Annotated in this window: 19 protein-coding genes; 1 reads left to right on the top strand and 18 read right to left on the bottom strand. The window is 55.6% G+C overall.

Annotated elements, in window-relative coordinates; all coding sequences use genetic code 11:
• Positions 1–250: 250 nt before the first annotated feature.
• The 18 genes from trxB to J3353_RS14210 all read right to left on the bottom strand — a co-directional run bounded on the left by trxB (position 251) and on the right by J3353_RS14210 (position 16,603).
• A complete protein-coding gene (gene trxB / locus J3353_RS14295) occupies positions 251–1,180 on the bottom strand; it encodes a thioredoxin-disulfide reductase (RefSeq protein WP_117476252.1) in 930 nt (309 codons plus the stop codon).
• Positions 1,181–1,194: 14 nt separating this feature from the next.
• Positions 1,195–1,518: a thioredoxin gene (trxA, locus tag J3353_RS14290; protein ID WP_207685098.1), complete on the bottom strand. Its 324-nt coding sequence runs from the start codon at positions 1,516–1,518 to the stop codon at positions 1,195–1,197.
• A gap of 222 nt (positions 1,519–1,740) precedes the next feature.
• Positions 1,741–2,604 carry a nitroreductase family protein gene (locus J3353_RS14285; protein ID WP_207685097.1) on the bottom strand — a complete coding sequence of 288 codons (864 nt, stop codon included), beginning with the start codon at positions 2,602–2,604 and terminating at the stop codon, positions 1,741–1,743.
• A 34-nt stretch (positions 2,605–2,638) separates the two neighbouring features.
• Positions 2,639–3,682, bottom strand: coding sequence for a ribonucleotide-diphosphate reductase subunit beta (locus J3353_RS14280; RefSeq protein ID WP_117506268.1), 1,044 nt, complete (start codon positions 3,680–3,682; stop codon positions 2,639–2,641).
• A gap of 10 nt (positions 3,683–3,692) precedes the next feature.
• Positions 3,693–6,209 carry a ribonucleoside-diphosphate reductase subunit alpha gene (locus tag J3353_RS14275; RefSeq protein ID WP_207685096.1) on the bottom strand — a complete coding sequence of 839 codons (2,517 nt, stop codon included), beginning with the start codon at positions 6,207–6,209 and terminating at the stop codon, positions 3,693–3,695.
• A 158-nt stretch (positions 6,210–6,367) separates the two neighbouring features.
• The gene (locus J3353_RS14270; protein WP_117506266.1) at positions 6,368–7,579 is read right to left on the bottom strand and encodes an FprA family A-type flavoprotein; all 1,212 of its coding nucleotides are present in this window, start codon (positions 7,577–7,579) and stop codon (positions 6,368–6,370) included.
• A gap of 23 nt (positions 7,580–7,602) precedes the next feature.
• Positions 7,603–9,516, bottom strand: coding sequence for an acyl-CoA dehydrogenase family protein (locus J3353_RS14265; RefSeq protein WP_097777351.1), 1,914 nt, complete (start codon positions 9,514–9,516; stop codon positions 7,603–7,605).
• A gap of 22 nt (positions 9,517–9,538) precedes the next feature.
• On the bottom strand, positions 9,539–9,970 hold the full coding sequence (locus J3353_RS14260) for an Rrf2 family transcriptional regulator (RefSeq protein WP_120021075.1): 432 nt from the start codon (positions 9,968–9,970) through the stop codon (positions 9,539–9,541).
• Between the two features lie 342 nt (positions 9,971–10,312).
• A complete protein-coding gene (locus tag J3353_RS14255) occupies positions 10,313–10,984 on the bottom strand; it encodes a GTP pyrophosphokinase family protein (RefSeq protein ID WP_156066591.1) in 672 nt (223 codons plus the stop codon).
• Entirely contained in the window at positions 10,981–12,675 is a 1,695-nt protein-coding gene (locus J3353_RS14250) for an FAD-dependent oxidoreductase (protein WP_207685095.1), read from the bottom strand. Before J3353_RS14250 ends, J3353_RS14255 begins: the two co-directional genes overlap by 4 nt.
• A complete protein-coding gene (gene trxA, locus J3353_RS14245; RefSeq protein WP_156075278.1) occupies positions 12,672–12,992 on the bottom strand; it encodes a thioredoxin in 321 nt (106 codons plus the stop codon). Before trxA (J3353_RS14245) ends, J3353_RS14250 begins: the two co-directional genes overlap by 4 nt.
• A gap of 28 nt (positions 12,993–13,020) precedes the next feature.
• Positions 13,021–13,596 (bottom strand): 4Fe-4S binding protein, encoded by a 576-nt coding sequence (locus tag J3353_RS14240; RefSeq protein WP_120121338.1) that lies wholly within the window; start codon positions 13,594–13,596, stop codon positions 13,021–13,023.
• Positions 13,593–13,796, bottom strand: a complete 204-nt coding sequence (locus J3353_RS14235) for a 4Fe-4S binding protein (RefSeq protein ID WP_097771465.1) — start codon at positions 13,794–13,796, stop codon at positions 13,593–13,595. The genes J3353_RS14240 and J3353_RS14235 overlap by 4 nt, the downstream gene beginning before the upstream one ends.
• 18 nt (positions 13,797–13,814) lie before the next feature.
• Positions 13,815–14,033: a ferredoxin-thioredoxin reductase catalytic domain-containing protein gene (locus J3353_RS14230; protein WP_227621501.1), complete on the bottom strand. Its 219-nt coding sequence runs from the start codon at positions 14,031–14,033 to the stop codon at positions 13,815–13,817.
• Positions 14,034–14,135: 102 nt separating this feature from the next.
• Positions 14,136–14,510, bottom strand: coding sequence for a desulfoferrodoxin family protein (locus J3353_RS14225; RefSeq protein ID WP_112146307.1), 375 nt, complete (start codon positions 14,508–14,510; stop codon positions 14,136–14,138).
• 17 nt (positions 14,511–14,527) lie between these two features.
• Positions 14,528–15,070 carry a rubrerythrin gene (gene rbr / locus J3353_RS14220; RefSeq protein ID WP_207685094.1) on the bottom strand — a complete coding sequence of 181 codons (543 nt, stop codon included), beginning with the start codon at positions 15,068–15,070 and terminating at the stop codon, positions 14,528–14,530.
• Positions 15,071–15,165: 95 nt separating this feature from the next.
• Positions 15,166–15,768, bottom strand: coding sequence for a Crp/Fnr family transcriptional regulator (locus J3353_RS14215; RefSeq protein WP_255536643.1), 603 nt, complete (start codon positions 15,766–15,768; stop codon positions 15,166–15,168).
• A gap of 55 nt (positions 15,769–15,823) precedes the next feature.
• Entirely contained in the window at positions 15,824–16,603 is a 780-nt protein-coding gene (locus J3353_RS14210) for a DUF134 domain-containing protein (protein WP_117949759.1), read from the bottom strand.
• A gap of 276 nt (positions 16,604–16,879) precedes the next feature.
• Between J3353_RS14210 and J3353_RS14205 the strand changes: the two genes are divergently transcribed.
• Positions 16,880–17,083 (top strand): DUF6219 family protein (locus J3353_RS14205; protein ID WP_097839462.1); only part of this gene is annotated, 204 nt, incomplete at its 3' end.

The raw sequence follows: 17,083 nt of genomic DNA, 5'->3' as shown, positions 1-17,083 counted from the left end.
CAGACCGTTGGGGTCGCTTAATTTGATTTTTGTCTAACTTTTGGGGTTCATATCATACATCTGTGGCTGTGTTTTGTGTTCAGTTGCTTACTGTTGCGTGGACTGGATATGGAGAGACAACATATCTCCCGATCTTACATGGGTTTCTTATCTGCCATCACTCTGGCAGTTTGCCTTGCAGATATGTCGGCATCCCCACTGCGGCCGTATCCGGCCTGACCTTAAACATGGCTTTTTCAATCTACCTCCCTTATCGGTTTTCCGCGATATATTTCTCCGCCATGTGAACTGCCACCGCGCCGTCCGCCACTGCGGTGACCACCTGACGGAGGGGCTTCGTCCGCACGTCGCCCACGGCGTAAACGCCGGGAATACTGGTTTCCGTGGTCTCTCCGGCCACGATATAGCCGCCGCCGTCCAGCTCCAGTTGACCCACCGCCAGTGCCGTGGCGGGCTGTCGGCCCACGCTGACAAATACGCCGTCGCAGTCCACCACGCTTTCCTCACCGGTGACGGTGTCCCGCAGGCGGACGCCGGTCAGCCTGTCCCCGGAAAGCAGCGCGGAAACGACGCTGTTCCAACGGAATTCCACGTTTTCGGCCTGTGCCAGCGGCTCGTGATAGATCTTGGTGGCCCGCAGGGTGTCTCTGCGGTGGACGAGGATCACTTTTTTCGCCACGCGGCTGAGAAGGAGGGCATCTGCCGCGGCGGAATTGCCGCCGCCCACCACGACCACCGTTTTGCCCTTGTAAAACATCCCGTCGCAGGCGGCGCAGTAGGCCACGCCTCGGCCCACCAGTTCCGACTCTCTGGCCACGCCCAGCGTTCTGGGGTTCGCACCGGTGGCCAGCACCACGGTTTTCCCCAGGAAAATCCCCTCGCTGGTCTCCACGAGCTTGGGAACCGCCGTCAGATCCATGCGGAGGACTTCTGCGTATTCGCTGCGTGCCCCGAAGCGCTCCGCCTGCTTTTGCATCTTCTCCGCCAGAGAGAAGCCGTCGATCCCGTCCTCAAAGCCGGGATAGTTGTCGATCTGCTCGGTCAGGGCCATCTGCCCACCGGCGGACAGTTTTTCCAGCACGATGGTGTCCAGCCCCGCCCGTGCCGCGTACAGGGCGGCGGTGTAGCCGCCCGGGCCGCCGCCCACCACGAGCATATCATAAACATGATTGTTGTTCATATCTGAACCCTCCGTTATTTCGCCAAGGCTTCCTGAATGAAACGGTCGATTTCTGCCTTTGAGCTGGGCGCGGTGATGGAATCCACGGCCTTTCCGTTCCGGTACAGCACCAGAGTTGGGATGTCCTCGATCCCCTCGGCCCCCGCCAGCCGCGGCTCCTCGTCAATGTTGATTTTGCCGACGGCAAGACTGTCCGCGTATTCCTCTCCAATCTTCTCATACGCAGGGCCGATCCTCCGGCAATAGCTGCACCAGGGCGCCCAGAAATCCACCAAAACAGGCTTTTCCTCCCGGATCAACTGCTTAAACTGCTCCTGATTCATATTCATAGCTGCCATATCTGTCAGCTCCTTTCCTTTGTTTGGGTATTCTCAAGACTCCGGTCTCGCCCCACACCACATTGTGACCTCATCCTGAGATGACGGTAGCCATATAAAAAATACCTCCTATTTTCCTTACTCAGACTCTGACGGATAGGTTCTTCTTTTCTAATGAAACATACGCTCAACCGCGGATCGACGGTCGCGCATTTTACCGTTGCCTTGCTTCCCCCAGAGTCGTTATATGTGGCACACCGCAGCGGAGCGAAGTCCTTCCGGCAGGCCGTCGGGCGCAGCAGGTGAAAGTTCCCAGCGTACCTGCCCCGCCCACTGGGAGGCGACGGCGGAGAAGTGGAGCATGACAATACCGAGATCCAATGCGGCATCCAAATTATCGGTGTAGGCATCCTCCTGCTGCACCAAATAGATGCTGTGATCCTGCACAAGGAAGCTATAGGGCTGACGGTTGAGATAGCTGGGGGAGAGCGAAGCGGCGTAGAAGGACTGCCAGAGCATATCGTCGTAGAAGTCCATCATCTCGTCAAGCCCAGACTTGTTGCTCCAGCTCCCCATGTGAACCAAATCATTCACGCCCTTTTTGGGCGCGTAGTACTGCTGCTCGGCCCGCACATCGATCTGAGACATACTTAGGATATTCAGCCGCAGCTTTTTTGCGGTCTTTTCCCCGTAGCCAAAGGCAACGATTGCCGCCACCTCTAACGGGGTGGCGAGAGACAGTGCCTTTTTGATTTTGTCGCTGTCGGTGAAGGTCATCCAGCAGGTGTCAATGTCCAACTCAGTCAGCTTGAGGACGAGATCTTCCATCATGTAGCCGGCGTTGATGGCCGCATAGGAATGCGGGGCAGACATAAGGAGCAGGTAGTGCGGTGCTCCGATGAGAAATTGATTATAGCCCGCTGAGCTCTCCAGCGCCGGCTGTGCATCCTTGTCCAAGACGATCAACTCCGTTGCAATCTCCGGGACAAGACGGGGGCAGGTCTTTTCATAGTAGGATCGGAGCTGGCCGATAGCCTCGCTCGGAACTTCCTTTTCGCGGAATGCGTGAACGGATCTGCGATTTTGAATCATAGCGCTGTAATTCATAGTAGTATCTCCTATTCTGATGTCTTTGGTTTTCTTATAAATCGTCTATCAGTGCGGTGCTCTTGGCGTAGGCGGTACTGCGTGCCTCAAAGAAATCGGTCTTGACCATGTTGGCGTCGGCGTACTGGCTGACCCATTCCATGCTCTCCGGTTCGCTCTCAAAGCCTGGATACAATGCGGGATAGCCAAGGCTCGTCCAGCGGAGGTTGCCGAGATAGCGGATGTAATCGCTGATCATCTGCCGGTTCAGCCCCGGGATGTCGTCGCCGATTACATAATGCCCCCATGCGATTTCCTGCTCCACGCCCTCACGCATCATCTCGCGCAGCGCTTGTACGCTCTCGGCGGTGAACAACTCCGGCTGCTCCTTTTGCAGCTCCGTGATGATATTGCGGAACAGCCACAAGTGCGTGTTCTCATCGCGGTTTATGTAGCGAATCTCCTGCGCCGAGCCGGGCATCTTCCCGTTTCGGGAGAGATTGTAGAAGAACATAAAGCCGCTGTAAAAATAGATGCCCTCCAAAATATAGTTTGCCATCATCACGCGCAGCAGCGTGGGAGCGTCCTTCCGCTCCTGAAACTCGTTGTAGCAGTCCCCAATGAAGGTGTTGCGGCGCAGCAGATGCTCGTCCGATTTCCATTGGTAGAGGATGTCATTGCGCTCCACGGGGGAACAGATGGTGTCGAGCATATAGCTGTAGCTCTGTGAGTGGACACACTCCTGAAACGCCTGAATGGACAGGCAGAGATTGACCTCGTTGGCGGTAATGTAGGCGCCGATATTAGGCAGGTTCGCTGTCTGAATGGAATCCAAAAAGACAAGAAAACTCAGAATTTTATCGTAGGCGCTGCGCTCGGCTGACAGCAGGCGGGGATAGTCCTTCACATCCTGCGAGAGATTGATCTCCTCAGGGATCCAAAAGTTGTTCATGGCCTGCCGGTACCAGTCGCTGACCCAAGCGTACTTCATATTGTTGAAGTCGTTGAGGTTGGTGGTATTGCCGCCGATCATGCGCCGCAGGCGCACATCAGGGTCGCCCTCCGGGTTAAAGAGGGGCTTTTTCTTCAGTTCCGTCATGCTATCCTCCTTATGACGAGCAGCTTTCGCAGGTCTCGACCTCAAGGGCCTTGCTGCGGACATAGTAAATGGTCTTGACGCCGGCCCTCCACGCCTCCAAATACAGTCTGAGCACCTGACGCATGGAATAGTCGTTGGTGATATAGAGATTCATGCTCTGCGCCTGGTCAATATGTCTCTGGCGAAGGCCCGCAGCGCGTACCGACCAGCTTTGGTCGATCAGATGCGCTGCCTTATAGTACCACCATGTGTCCATAGAAAGCTCCGGAGCAACGCGGGGCAGCATGCTGCCCTTTTTTTCCTCTAAAAAGAATTTCTTCATAATTGGATCTATGCCCGCCGACGTGCCGGAGAGGATAGATGTGCTGGAGGTCGGTGCGACCGCCAGCAGATAGGCGTTGCGCATTCCCTGCACCGCCACCGTTTTCGCAAGCGCCCGCCACTTTTCGGAGGTATAACCCCGCTTTTCAAAATACGCGCCCGTCTGCCAGTCGCTGCCCTCAAAGAGCGCGTAACGACCCTTTTCCCGTGCCAGAGCTGTGTCCGCCTTGACAGCGGCGTAGTTGATGAGCTCGAACACTGCGTCGGTGAAGGCAAGGTGCTCATCGCTCTCCCAGTGGATGCCGCGCTTTGCCAGCATGTGGTGGTAGCCGCTGACGCCCAGGCCGATGCTGCGGTACTTCTGATTGGTAAGCCGCGCGTATTCCAACGGGTAGAAGTTGAGATCGATCACATTATCCAGTGCGCGGATGGCCGTTTCCACCGTGCGTTCCATATAGGCCTCGTCCTCCACCGGCAGATTACCGAGAGACAGACTCGCCAGGTTGCAGACCACAAACTCACCTGGACGTGTGGCCGTCACCACAATTGTGTCGCCGTTCTCCGTGTGCACCTCAGTGCTGATGTGCTCGATGGGTGCCATGTTCTGCGCGATCTCCGTACAGAGATTGGAGCAATAGATCATTCCCGTGTGGCCGTTTGGGTTCATATGATTTACACTGTCGCGATTGAAAGCGAAGGGTGTGCCGGTCTCCACTGCCGAGCGAAGCACCAGCCGCACGATGTCCTTGACGGTGACGCTGCGCTTTTCGATGCGCGGGTCATTGACGCAGTCCAGATACCGCTTCTCCCATTCTGTACCCCAGTAATCCTCCAGTGCGTAGCCCTTGACCGTGAGGATCTCATGCGGACACATGAGATGCCACGGCGCGTCTATGTTCTCCTCCGCCAGTCGCCAGAAGAGATCCGGATAGCACACGGCGGGAAACACATCATGTGCCTTCATGCGGTCGTCGCCGTTGTTGGTGCGCAGTTGAAGGAATTCCGGCAGATCCCGGTGCCATGCGTCTAAGTAAACCGCCACAGCGCCCTGCCGCATCCCCAACTGATCCACCGCCACGGCGGTGTCGTTGACCAGCCGGATCCAGCGGATAACACCGCCCGCCGCCCCTTGAAAGCCGCGGATGGTGCTGCCTGCAGCGCGCACCTTACCGAAGTACATCCCCATTCCACCGCCGAATTTAGAGACCTTTGCGAAGTTGTCCAGCGAGCGGTAGATGCCGTCCAGACTGTCCGGCACAGTGTCCACAAAGCAGCTTGAAAGCTGATGGTAGGGCTTTCGTGCGTTGGACATGGTAGGTGTCGCCATCGTGACCTCCATACGGCTGAGCATATCGTAAAAGCGTTTTACCCACCCCATGCGGTCAGAGCCTTCGTTCATAGCAAGATGCAGCGCGATACCCAAAAACATCTCCTGCGGTGTTTCCAGCGGCACGCGGCTGCGTGACTGGATCACATAGCGTTTGAGCAGCAGGTCAAGGCCGGAGTAGGTGAACAGCTCGTCCCGTTCCGGGCAGAGAAAGTCCTCCGCCATGGCAATCTCCTCGTGGGTATAGTGGGCAAGGATATAGTCACCGTAGAGTCCCTTATCCGTCAGATAGCGAAGCCTGCTATAGAGGTCGCCGACGCCGCGCCCCTCCCATTCCTGTGCGTTGCGACAGCGAAAGGAGTGGTTCAGAAGCCGCGCCGCGATGAACTCCCACTTGGGTGCCTCTGCCGTAGTCAGCTCTACCGCCGCCTTGGTCAGTGCCTCAGCCCGCTCATCCTCAGTCATGCCCAGGCGACAGAAACTCTCAAACTTCATTTGAAGCGCCGCGAGGGAGTAGACTTCCTCGGTAAAATCCATCTGGATGCGGCGCAGCACCTCGTCAAGCGAGTCATCCCCCACCGTCCGCGCGATGGTATGCCGGACACGGCGCAGCGCAGACCGCTTTTCGCGGTAGAGGATGTACGCCTTGGCCACCTCATAGTGTCCGCGCTCCATGAGCGCTCGCTCCACCTCGTCCTGCACACGTTCTACGGTGAGCGGCACTGTGACGGAGAGATTGTTGAGAACGGTGGCGAGGATCTCATCCATCTCTCTGCTCCCGATCTCCTTGCCCTGTCCGTCAAACGCCTTTTTCATGGCGTTGAAAATTTTCTCCTGTTGAAAGGGAACAGACTCCCCGTTTCGTTTTCTGATCTCCATTTCGATCCTCTCATCTTCTCCGGTCACTTCTCATGTCCTTTTGGGCAAAGAGCGGGCAAGCGCAGTATCACGCTTGCCCGCTCTGTTTTTGAAAGCCGGTTTTTCTGCAGCCGACGCGGCAGGGCTGTTTGTTGTCTTGGCTTTGGCTTCTCTGCCAGTCACTTCATAGATTCCAGAATAGCGTCCGCCAGTGCTTCCAGCTCAGTGCGCTTGTCCGTGCCCATGGACGAGGCGAGGCTGAGCCGCTCGTTGAGCACCGTCATGTTCTTAAGCTCATCGTTGACGAATTTCTGCATGAGGTCACCGGACTTCACCGCCCATGAGCCGTTTTCAATGATGGCAAAGGTGCGGTTTTGCAGATTCAGTGCCTTCATATCCATGAGGAAGTCATGCATGGCGGGGTAGATGCCGAGGTTGTAGGTCACAGAGGCCAGGACAATGTGACTGTACTTAAACGCCTCGGAGATCAGCTGGGAGACATGAGTGGAGGACACATCGTACATCGCCACCTTGCTCATGCCCTTATCGCAGAGCGACGTCGCCAGCGCCTGCGCCGCGTTCTCCGTGTTGCCGTACATAGAGGCGTAGACGATGAGCACGCCCTGGGTCTCAGGGGCATAGCGGCTCCATGTGTCGTACTTTTCAATGAACCAGCCCAGATCCTTGCGCCACACGGGGCCGTGGAGCGGGCAGATGTACTTGATCTGATCCAAAACGCCGCCGGCCTTTTTCAGCAGGAGCTGGATGTGGGGGCCGTACTTGCCCACGATGTTGGTAAGGTAGCGACGGGCGTCGTCCAGCCAGTCCCGCTCGAAGTCCACCTCGTCGGCGAACAGCTTGCCGTCCAGCGCGCCGAAGGTGCCGAAGGCGTCGGCGGAAAAGAGGACGCCGTCGGTGACGTCGAGGGTCACCATGGCCTCCGGCCAGTGAACCATAGGCGCGCCCACAAAGGTGACGGTGTGCTTGCCGAAGGAGAAGGTGTCGCCCTCCTTCACCTCGATGCACTCATGTCCGTCCACATGGAAGCCGAACTGCCGCATGAGCATGAATGCCTTCTCGTTGGAGATCAGTTTCACCTTGGGATGGCGCAGCAGGATCTCCTCGATGCAGGCGGCGTGATCCGGCTCCAGATGGTTGACCAGCAGGTAGTCCAGCTCGCGGCCATCCAGCACATACGCCAGATTTTCCAAAAGCTGGCGGCAGGCAGACCAGTCCACCGTGTCAAAGAGCACCGTCTTTTCATCCAGCAGGCAGTAGGCGTTGTAGCTTACGCCCCGGGGAATGGGAAAGCAGTTTTCAAACAGGGCCAGGCGATGGTCGTTGGCGCCCACCCAGTAGAGGTCGTTCGTTACTTTACGCACGCAATACATCTTATCTTGCCTCCTTCACGGCCTCAAGCCTTTACAAATTGATCCTTCGTCTCCGCGCACTCGGGACACACCCACTCGGCGGGAAGCTGCTCAAAGAGCGTACCGGGCGCGATCTCGCCGTCCTCGTCGCCCAACTCCGGCACATACTCGTAGCCGCAGCCGCTGCAGACGTAGCGGTCGCCGATGGGGGCGGGCTTCGGCGGCGTGGGCCGCTTCATCTTTACCATGGGCGGCGCGGGCAGCTTTTCGCCGCTATCCAGCGCGGCAGTGAGCAGGGGCAGGATCTCCTCCACATCGCCCACGATGCCGTAGTCGCAGTTCTTGAAGATAGGCGCGTTACCGTTCTTATTGATGGCCACGATGGTGGAGGCGTCCTTGATGCCCTTAAGGTGCTGGGATGCGCCGGAGATGCCGCAGGCGATGTACAGATTGCCGGTGAACTTCTGACCGGACATACCCACATAGCGGTTCAGCGGCAGATATTTGAGAGTCTCCGCCACAGGGCGGGAAGAACCGATGGCCGCGCCGGCGGCCTTGGCCAGCGACTCTACCAGTTTCATGTTCTTTTTCTCCCCGATGCCCTTGCCCGCGGAGACCACCCGCTCCGCCTGCGGGATGGGCGTATCCATAGGGATGCCCACGGAGAAGTCGTGACCATCCTTCTTCAGCGCTGCCACAAGGTCGGCCACCTGCTGGGCAGCGTCCCCCTCCCGGAAGATGGTCTTTTTGCGAATGCCGGTGATGGGCGCGGGTTTCTTGGCCGCCGAACGGCTCTCGCCGCCGGAGCTCTTGCCCAGCCTGCCCAACAGATGAGAGGCGATGACCACCCGCTGGATCTCGTTAGTGCCCTCGTAGAGGGTGGTGATCTTGGCGTCGCGGTAGGCCCGTTCCACCTCCATGCCCTTGAGGTAGCCGCTGCCGCCGTGGATCTGCAAGGCATCGTTGGTGACCTCCAGCGCGATGTCCGAGGCATACATCTTCGCCATGGCGGACTCCATGCCGTAAGGCGCGTGCTGCTCCTTCAGCTCCGCCGCGGAGTAGATGAGGAACCGGGCGCAGCGCAGCTTGGTTGCCATATCCGCCAGCTTGAAGGCGATGCTCTGCTGGGCCGCGATGGGCTTGCCGAACTGGACGCGCTCCTTGGAATAGCTCAACGCGTGCTCAAACGCGCCCTGGGCGATGCCCAGCGCCTGCGCGGCGATGCCGATGCGTCCGCCGTCCAGCGTGGACATGGCAATCTTGAAGCCCTCGCCCTCCTTACCCAATAGGTTTTCCTTGGGAACCTTCACGTCGTTGAAGATCAGCTCCGCCGTGGAGGAGGAGCGAATACCCATCTTGTCATAGTGGTCGCCGAACTCAAAGCCCTTCCAGCCCTTCTCCACGATGAAAGCGGAGATGCCCCGGGTGCCGATGTCCGGCGTGGTGACGGCGAAAACCACATAGGTGTCCGCCTTAGGGGCGTTGGTAATGAAGATCTTGCCGCCGTTGAGGAGGTAGTAGTCCCCCTTATCCAGCGCCGTGGTCTCCGTGCCGCCGGCGTCGGATCCGGCGTTGGTCTCCGTAAGGCCGAAGGCGCCGATTTTCTCGCCCTTAGCCAGCGGAACCAGATATTTCTTCTTCTGCTCCTCGGTGCCATAGGCGAAAATGGGCCATGAGCCGAGGGAGACGTGGGCGGAGAGGATTACGCCCGTGCCGCCGTCCACACGGGCCAGCTCCTCCACCGCGATGGCGTAGCTCAGGGCATCAAGACCGGCACCGCCGTACTCCTTGGGGTAGGGAATGCCCATCCAGCCCAGCTTACCCAGCTTCTTGACAGCCTCCTCGGGAAACTCGTTGTTCTGATCCATTAAAAATGCGAGGGGCTTGATCTCCTCCTCCGCAAAACTCCGGATCTTCGCGCGCAGCTCTTCGTGCGCCGCCGTGGTTTGAAACAGCATACGGGTACCTCCTTTTAAAATTTTACAGCTTGCTTGTATCTTGGGGATCGGATCCGCCGGTCAGCAGCCTGCGCAGGCTCACGGCACGGAACGCCTCGTCCTGCTTTTGCTGCAAGGCCGCCAGCTGACAGTGGATGGCGCACCGCCCATGCTTGTCCTGCCAGCGGCATTCATATCCCGGCTCCATGCAGGCGCACAGGATGCCCCGCTCCCCCACGACCCCCATGAGATCGTAGAGGGAGGTCGCGTCCAGATCGCAGGACAGCTCGCAGCCGCCGAGAGCGCCGCGGCTCACCCGCACCAAATTGCCGGCGGAGAGCTTGCGCAGAATCTGGTAGGCAAACTGATTGGGGATCAATTCCGTTTCCGACATCTCGGCCACCGAATGCTTCTCCCCGTCCAGCAGCACCCGCAAAATGCGCAGCGCGTAGTCCGTCTCTTTGGTGATGATCATGCTCCACATCCTCTTTTCGCTTGCTTGTTAATACCATCATATCAATCTTGATAAATTTTGTCAAGATTATTTCAAAAAAAATATCGCTTTCATACAGACCGCCCCAGCCCGGGTCAGCTTCGCTTTCCATTCAGCGAAAAGCCATGTTCCTTACAATTATAGAAGCCGAAAAAGCTGTGCCGTGGCAGTCCGCCGAAAGCAGAAAAGACTATGCCTGAAAACCAGAAAGCGGAGAAATTGGTTGGGGCTCGCAGGGGTCGCCCATCCAAGGCGGATGAGGCGATCCCTGGCAAGTCCAAGGCAAGCACCAAAGTGCGTGCTTTTCATTTTATATCCGACGCATTATGTTAAGATGTGCAGTAGATGTTCCATTTTACCATCCCACTCTCTGCTGGAATCGGCGCACTCTTTCAGTTCAGTTTCGATTTCAGCATTTATCGGCAGATTTTTCTTATAGCGGATGGTATGCTCAAGGCTTGCCCAGAAGTCCATGGCGATTGTACGGAGTTGTATCTCCACTGGCACATGGATCTCTTTTTCCGCAAAGAATACCGGCAGCCGGATCGTCAGGTGCAGACTGCGATAGCCATTTGGCTTAGGGTGTGAAATATAATCTTTCTCCGTGATGATTTCAATGTCAGACTGATCTTTTAAGCACTTTGCCAAAAAGAACACATCCTCCTCGAAAGAGCAGATCACCCGCACACCGGCAATATCCATGATATTTGCCTGCATGGTCGGAAAATCCAGAGAAAGTCCCCGCTTCTGCATCTTATTCATAATGCTGGACGGTGACTTCAAGCGACTTTTCATACTTTCTATCGGATTGCGATCATGCTGCAATGAAAACTCTTCGTTTAGAATTTCCAACCTGCTTTCCAGTGCTTTCAGCGCACATCGGTATTGCAGCATGACTTCCTGATACCTGCGATTTTCGCTTAAAAGGCGCTGGCACTGCAGATCATCTAAGCCTTTATCTGCCGCAACCGTCAAGCCAAATAAATTTTCACTCATAGTTTCTCCATTCCGCAGGGATAGGCGCTCCGCGCTGTCTGCTGCTCTTGTGTTACGACCTGATAAAAACTGTATCCGCCAGAGAGATGGGAACAGCTGAAACCATACTGCGTTAAAAGCCGACAGGCCAGATAACTGCGAAGCCCAGTCTGGCAATTCACATAGACAGGCTTGTCCCGCTCTAACTCGTCCAAGTGCTCCCGCAGATCGTCCAGTGGAATATTGCGGAATCCATTCAAGTGCCCACGCCGATATTCGCCTTCCGTACGGACGTCCAGCAGCGTCGCACTGCCATCGCAGGGCAAGTCCTCAACATCATTCCAGTGGAACTGCTGCACTTTCCCGCTCTCCAAATCCTCAATCATAAAACCGGCCATATTGACCGGATCCTTGGCAGAGGAATAGGGCGGCGCATAGGAAAGGTCAAGTTCCGTCAGTTCCAAAGCTTTCATTTTTGAGCGAATGGCCGTTGCCAGTACATCAATACGCTTGTCCACGCCCTCGCCGCCAACGATCTGCGCACCCAGCAGCCGCAGGCTTTCCTTTTCATACAGTACCTTCATTGCCATAGACTGTGCGCCGGGGTAATAGGCAGCGTGGGATGCCGGGAATAGCACGACTTTGTCGTAAGCGATCTCTGCTGCCTGCGCCGCTTTTTCATTGATCCCCGTGGAGGCCGCTGTCAAGCCGAACAGTTTCAGAACAGACGAGCCCTGAGAGCCGTGAAAGTGGCTATTGCCGCCACAGATATTGTCAGCGGCAATGCGTCCCTGCTTGTTGGCGGGTCCCGCCAGCGAAATCAACGCTTTCTGCCCGGTTACAAAATGGGTGACCTCTACGGCATCGCCCACAGCATAGATGTCCGGCACGGAGGTTTCCATCCGCTCGTTGACAGCGATGCTGCCCCGGATGCCCAGCTCAAGTCCGGCCTCTTTTGCCAGATGGGTGTCCGGCGTGACGCCGATGGCCAGCAGCACCATGTCGGAGCGCAGCGGCTCACTTTCCTCCAGCAGCGTCAGCACGGAATCTCCGTCCTGCCGGAATCCGGTGACGGTTTCACCCAACCGCAGAGTCACGCCGTGCCTGCGCATTTCCGCATGGACAAAGCTCGCCATGTCCGCATCCAGCGGCGCTAATAGCTGCTTTGGACGTTGGACGATGGTGACGGAAACGCCCATCTCCACAAGGTTTTCCGCCATTTCCAGACCGATAAAGCCGCCGCCAGCCAAAACAGCGGTTTTCGGCTTCTGATCCTCTACAAAGCGCCTGATGCGGAGGGTATCCTCCACGGTGCGCAGTGTGAAAACACGCTCGCTGTCCACGCCGGAAAGCGCAGGAACCGTCGGCTTTGCGCCGGGGGCAAGAAGCAGTTTGTCATAGGTTTCCGTATAGATCTTCCCGCTGTCCAGTGTGCGGACAGTGACTGTTTTCTCTGTGGGATTGATCGCAGTTACTTCCTGCCGTACCCGCACATCAATGCGAAAGCGGTCCCAGAAGCTCTCCGGAGTTTGCAGTGTCAGTTCTTCTTGCTCCTTGATCACACCGCCCACATAATACGGCAGACCGCAGTTGGCATAGGACACATAGCCGCTGCGCTCGATCATGATGATCTGGGCGTGTTCATCCAAACGGCGGATGCGGGCAGCGGCAGAAGCACCGCCCGCCACACCGCCTACGATCACAACTTTCATCTTGCGCCCTCCACCATTGCGGCAATCTCCGACTTAGGCCGATAGCCGACCGATTTGGTAATGGCCTTTCCATCCTTGAATACGACCAGCATCGGGATGCTGGATACCTGAAAACGCATCGCCAGCTCCATCTGCTCGTCCACATTGACCTTGCCCACCTTGAGCGCACCGCTTTTTTCTTCGGCAAGCTCATGCAGTACGGGAGAGAGCATTTTGCACGGTCCGCACCAGTCCGCATAGAAATCCAGCAGGACGGGCTTGTCGGAATGCAGTACCTCATTTTCAAAATTCGCAGCAGTAATTTTCAGTTCAGCCATGAGAAAGGCTCCGTTCTGTTATCTTTGTTTATTCTTTGTTTTTCAGCTTGCAAATGCCCTGCGTCATGGTTCCCATCGGACAAAACGCACACCATGTGCGGGGCTTGTAGAGCACCATAACGATCAGACCCAGCAGCAGAGAGGTTAGCATGAGGCCATAAAAGCCAAAGCTGAACTGCGCCACCCAGTCAGTGACCGTACCGGCTGTATAAGTCCAGCTCCACGGCACACGGAATGTCCAGAACAGCTTAATGGCCTCCCGCAGGGACGTAGCACCCGCAGCGACCAGATAGGTCTGGAACACCATGTTGCCGAACATCGTCAGGAAAAAGAGCAAAAAGGCATAACGGAACCACTTGGAGGACATCCAGCGGGGCGTGGGCTTGCAGCGGGAGCATTTAAGGTCTGTCCCCAGCTTGCTGAACAGTTGACCCCGTCCGCAGAGGTGGTTGCAAAAGAATTTGTTCCCGCCAAAGATGGCTAAAAGCAGCGGCAGAAGAAAATCGATCATACCCAGCCACGCGAACAGGATATTGAAAAAGCCCAGTGCAAAATAGATGATGGCATACACCCACAGGTAATCGTACCAATGTTTTGCTTTCATGCGTCAGCCCTCGCTTTCACCTCAATGCAGCCGACGGGACAGAGTTTTGCGCACTTGCCGCAGCCTACGCAGCGTTCCGCCTCCACGGCGGCGTAGCAGCCGCGGCGCACCTTGACAGCCCCCAGTGGACAGGTATTTTCGCACACACCGCAGGCGACGCACCGCGTCTTATCTATGGCAGCCAGTTTCTTTGACAGCATAGCTTTCCTCCCTTAATCCTACAAGGATTTGTAATAGAGCATACAGTGGCAGACCCCCTCGAAGCCCGGATCTGCAATTGGATTCTTGAACTCCTGGCACATACATTTGGTTGCCTCTGTGCGCTCCCTGCGGCAGGGGCAGTACCCGCCGGTGCGCTTGAGTCCTTTTCTGATGGTGCTGACAATCTCCTGATCGGGATTGAGCTTGATTTTCATGTTCGCCAGCTCTTTCTTGATTGTGGCTTTATCATACCGCAGGACAAAGTCTTTTTCTGTGACGAGGTTACATTGATAAAAAAAATCCGGTGCTTTTTGAGCACCGGATTTTAAGAAGGTGAATTACGCTTTCCACAGACTGTGGAGGTTGCAGTAGGCGTAGACCGCTTCGACCTCGTCGCCCTCGCAGAGCGCGAAGCAGACCTCCGGCTTTTCGCCGGGATGCAGTTCCTTACGCTGATTGCCCTGCTTGGTCTGGAGAGATACCCATTCGATGTAGTGCTCTGGCAGCATGGGGTGCTCCACAGAGCCGACCTTGACATGGACGATGCCGTTTTCCACCGTCCAGACAGGGACGTGCTTTTCCACGGCGGCATCGGTGGTGCCGGGAACGATCTCGCTCATCGGCTCGCCGCAGCAGACAACAGGGACGCCTGCGTCCTTAACTTTGGCAATGATGTTGCCACAATGCTTGCAAATGTAAAACTTCTGATCCATGATAATTCTCCTTTTCTTTAATAGTTTTCTGCGTGAATTTCAAAATAGCTCTGGGGATGGTTGCAGGTGGGGCAAATCTCCGGAGCTTTCTCACCGATCACAATGTGACCGCAGTTGCGGCACTCCCATACCTTGACCTCACTCTTGGCAAAGACCTCTGCCATCTCCACATTGTGCAACAGGGCGCGGTAGCGCTCCTCATGGTGCTTTTCAATGGCGGCTACCAGGCGGAAACGCTGGGCCAGCTCATGAAAGCCTTCCTCATCGGCAGTTTTGGCAAAGCCATCGTACATATCCGTCCACTCGTAGTTCTCACCCTCAGCGGCGGAGAGAAGGTTTTCTGCGGTGTCGCCAATGCCGTTCAGTTCTTTGAACCACAGCTTGGCGTGTTCCTTCTCATTGTCAGCGGTTTTGAGGAACAGTGCCGCGATCTGCTCAAAGCCTTCCTTCTTGGCCTTGGATGCAAAATAGGTGTACTTGTTGCGTGCCTCGGACTCACCGGCAAAGGCAGCCATCAGGTTTTTTTCGGTTTGAGTTCCTGCGTATTTCGTTTCTTTCATGGTGGATACTCCTTCCTGCTTTTCTGCTTTTCTGCTTTTCTGCTTTTATTGTAGCAAATCTATGATTTTATTCCGTGACGAAGTCACATTCCTTTTTATTTTAGACGATTTAGTCTGTTCTTATCCCGCAGCGTGATTGCACCACGCTTCAGCTCCACCAGTCCGTCCTCCGAGAAGCTTTTGAGCATCCGTGCCACTGCCTCCCGTGCCGAGCTGATGTGCTGGGCGATCTGCTCATGGGTCATACGTATCGTGTCGGAGCCGGTACGTTCCGCTTCGGCAAAGAGAAATTCTGCCAGCCGCTGATCCAGCCCCTTGAACATGATCTGCTGCATCGCCCACATCACATCAGAAAACCGTTTCGTTGCCAGTTCATAGAGAAAACAGCGGACATGGAGATTTTTCTCCTTGAGTGCAGCAATGACATTTGCAGGGATAACCAGAACGTCCGTATCCATTCCGGCAGTCATTTGCGTATCAAAGGTGATCTGACTGATCACGCAGGAGGCGGAAAGCACACATAGTTCGCCCGGATACAGGCGGAACAGCGTTACCTCCCGCCCCTCATCAGAGAGAAGATAGGTGCGAATCTCGCCGGAAAGAATAAACAGCATTCCGAGACATTCATTGTCGCTGCTGTGAACGAACGCACCCTTTTTATAATGACGGACAAAGGCACTGCGGCGTAGTGTGTCCATTTCGCGTTCGGTCAAGGATGACCAGAACGGAAGTTGTGTCAGTGTGCGTTCCATATCAATGGCAGCTATGCTTGCCGCAGCCGTGGTCACCGCAGGAGTGACCAGCCTCGCCGTGCTCATGATCATGGTGGTCACAGTGAACATTGGGATCGTAGCCCAGATTTCCGTTGAGCAATGCGCTCACCGCAGCATCAGCGTCCCCGCTGACACCGCCGTAGAGCTTGATGCCCGCTTCGGCCAGAGCTGCCTGCGCACCGCCGCCGATGCCTCCGCAAATCAAAGTGTCCACGCCGTTCTGCATCAGGAAGCCTGCCAGTGCGCCGTGACCGCTGCCGTTGGTGTCAACGACTTTCGCATGAGTGATTTTGCCGTCCACAGCTTCATAAAGCTTGAACTGCTCGGTGTGACCGAAATGCTGAAAGATTTGACCGTTTTCATAGGTAACTGCAATTTTCATAATGGAATCTCCTTTGCAAGTTTTGCCTAATTTTTCCATGTTGGTTCTCTGCATCCGGCAGCAACGGCCGCAGTGAGCTGCCTCCTGTCCTCCGCAAATGCGGTAGTTTCCCCCGGTGATGTGCAGCGGTTTCCCGTGGACAAGACACGCTGCAATCTTGCGCCGTGCGCCTTCGTAAATCTCCTGCACGGTAGAGCGTGAAATGTCCATCTGCGCGGCACACTGCTCGTGGGTTTGCTGCTCCAAGTCAACCAGCCGAATGACCTCGTATTCGTCCAGCGTCAGCAGGATCGGCTCGGTATTCTCGCACCCGTTGGGACAGAATGTATCGACCTGTGATACGCCACAAATTTGACGGCACCGTGGCGGTCTTGGCATGGGAGCTTTCTTCCCTTTGTATTCGGTATATTCCGATTGTAGCACTTTGAGCAGAAAAAAGCAATTTTTTTCAAAAGCTGCTACATTTTCCGTCCTCATATGTGTGCTGGCTGATATTCGGAGTCGAATGCTACATGTGAGCCTTGTTCGTAATGCCCACCGATCATGACCGTAGCGGCAGTCACAGCATCCACATGAAAGCGTTCCCGGTAATGCTTGCATTTTCGTAAAAAAACGTTATAATTGAATCAGTTAAATCAAAGGAGGCATCAAATCATGAAATCACATAAATACTGGGCCTTAGGCGCACTTTTCTGTATGTTGGGATGCATTTATTCTGGAATCAAAAAATCTATGACTGCGCATAAATACTTTGCCTATTCTTCATTGATTTGTATGGGCATGTCCATTTATTCCGGTCACAAACTGGTTTCTCCAAAGAAGAAAAAAATCACTAAATCAAATAATAGTGAGAATAGT

This window comes from Faecalibacterium sp. Marseille-Q4137 (assembly GCF_017377535.1).
In the GTDB taxonomy this organism is placed as follows: Bacteria; Bacillota; Clostridia; order Oscillospirales; family Ruminococcaceae; genus Faecalibacterium; species Faecalibacterium duncaniae.
The sequence above is the reverse complement of the archived record's forward strand: the minus strand, read 5'-3'. Positions and strand labels throughout refer to the sequence as shown.